Origin of the sequence: Candidatus Bandiella numerosa (genome assembly GCF_021811875.1) — a bacterium.
Taxonomy (GTDB): domain Bacteria; phylum Pseudomonadota; class Alphaproteobacteria; order Rickettsiales; family Midichloriaceae; genus Aquirickettsia; species Aquirickettsia numerosa_A.
In genome coordinates this window covers 1-2,345 of record NZ_JAJBJD010000162.1, presented here as the reverse complement: position 1 = coordinate 2,345, position 2,345 = coordinate 1, and the positions used below count along the sequence as shown (strand labels likewise).

Sequence of the window (2,345 nt, the reverse complement as noted above, 5' to 3'; positions counted from 1 at the left end):
TGGATATCTATGTCTGTTTGGTGTGCCCTTCATCTTTTTTGATATTTATTTTTTTAAATCCTACAATTTTATAATCTTTTATTCAATATCAGAATTTTATTCTATTTTTAACTTGACTGTGCCGATAGCTGCTGCCTAAAATTTAAGGGTCAGGGTTGTGTTGCGGCCATATTTCCATTAACTTGACGGTGCCCTTTCATGCAATAAATTTATCACCACTTATTTTAAATAAAAAATCAACGATCAAATTTAAAATCTTTAATGACTCATCAGGGGATAAACATTTAACTGGACTGTGCATATAGAATTTACAAGACGGTGGTATAATAGTAAGTATATTGTTGATAACTTAAAGTTATCTAATTTGTCTTTTAGGAGGTAATCCAGCCGCAGGTTCCCCTACGGCTACCTTGTTACGACTTAACCCCAGTCATCAAATTCTCCTTGGTAAACTGCCTCTTTGCAGTTAGCTCATTTACTTAAGGAAAATTTAACTTCCATGGCTTGACGGGCAGTGTGTACAAGACCCGGGAACGTATTCACCGCAGCGTGCTGATCTGCGATTACTAGCGATTCCAACTTCATGCACCCGAGTTGCAGGGTGCAATCCGAACTGAGGTAGGTTTTTTAGATTTGCTCCAGGTCGCCCTATTGCATCATATTGTAACTACCATTGTAACACGTGTGTAGCCCAAGTCATAAGGGCCATGCTGACTTGACGTCATCCTCACCTTCCTCCAATTCTCCATTGGCAGTTTCTTTAAAGTTCCCAGCATAACCTGTTGGCAATTAAAGATAAGGGTTGCGCTCGTTGCGGGACTTAACCCAACATCTCACGACACGAGCTGACGACAGCCATGCAACACCTGTGATAGTCCAGCCGAACTGACTAGCTAGTTTCTTAGCTATACGACTAACATGTCAAGACTTGGTAAGGTTTTTCGCGTAGCATCGAATTAAACCACATGTTCCACCGCTTGTGCGGGTCCCCGTCAATTCCTTTGAGTTTTAACCTTGCGATCGTAGTTCCCAGGCGGAGTGCTTAATGCGTTAGCTTCGACGCTAAAACATAGTTCTAACATCTAGCACTCATCGTTTACTGCGTGGACTACCAGGGTATCTAATCCTGTTTGCTCCCCACGCTTTCGTGCAACAGCGTCAGTATTTAGCCAGACAGATGCTTTCGCCTTCGATATTCTTTCTGATATCTACGGATTTCACCCCTACATCAGAAATTCTTCTATCCTCTCTAATACTCTAGCTCTACAGTTTTGTAAGCAATTCTTTGGTTGAGCCAAAGGCTTTCACTTCCAACTTATAAAGCCGCCTACGCACGCTTTACGCCCAATAATTTCGAGTAACGCTTGCCCCCTTCGTATTACCGCGGCTGCTGGCACGAAGTTAGCCGGGACTTTTTCTGTGGATACCGTCATTATCTTTTCCACTAAAAGAATTTTACAACCCTAAGGTCTTCATCATTCACGTGACGTCGCTGGATCAGGCTTTCGCCCATTGTCCAATATTCCTCACTGCTGCCTCCCGTAGGAGTCTGGACCGTGTCTAAGTTCCAGTGTGGCTGATCATTCTCTCAAACCAGCTAAAGATCGTTGCCTTGGTAAGCCATTACCTTACCAACTAGCTAATCTTGCATGGGCTTATCTTGTAGCGATAAATCTTTCACCTCTCGGCAATATACAGTATTAGCTATTGTTTCCAATAGTTATTCCATACTACAAGGAAAATTCCCATGTATTACTCACCCGTTTGCCACTAACTTTATTTGTGCAAGCACAAATATTGTCCGTTCGACTTGCATGTGTTAAGCACGCCACTAGCGTTCACTCTGAGCTAGGATCAAACTCTCAAGTTTGACTATTCAAGTAGTAAACCTGAAATAGTTTACCACCGTCTTATAAATTCTATATTCACTATTTCAAATACTATGCAAATACTATGATTTGGTAGAAATATTTATAAACCTTTTAAGCACGAAGTCAACGACTTTTTAATACCTCTATATACTTTTTTAAATATTATATGCATAAACTCATTTGCTTATTTAAAATTTTTTATCTTTTTTTTACAAATCATTAGCTATTTTACATCCTTTATTTGAGTAGTTGACCTTTAAATATTTCCCCTAAAAGACCATTGCATAATAGGCAGAAAGAAACATATATGATAGAATGAAAAGATAAGTACATACGAAAGAGGAGGCAAAATGGCACAGTCAAGTTAAAAATAGAATAAAATTCTGATATTGAATAAAAGATTATAAAATTGTAGGATTTAAAAAAATAAATATCAAAAAAGATGAAGGGCACACCAAACAGACATAGATATCC

Annotated in this window: 1 protein-coding gene and 1 rRNA gene; both read right to left on the bottom strand. The window is 39.1% G+C overall.

Annotated features, from left to right (window positions below; all coding sequences use genetic code 11):
- Positions 1–371 precede the first annotated feature (371 nt).
- Positions 372–1,870: ribosomal RNA gene (locus tag L8D11_RS04960) — 16S ribosomal RNA — on the bottom strand.
- A gap of 238 nt (positions 1,871–2,108) precedes the next feature.
- Positions 2,109–2,345, bottom strand: a 237-nt coding sequence (locus L8D11_RS04955; RefSeq protein ID WP_236870563.1) for a hypothetical protein, incomplete at its 5' end; no start/stop codon positions are given.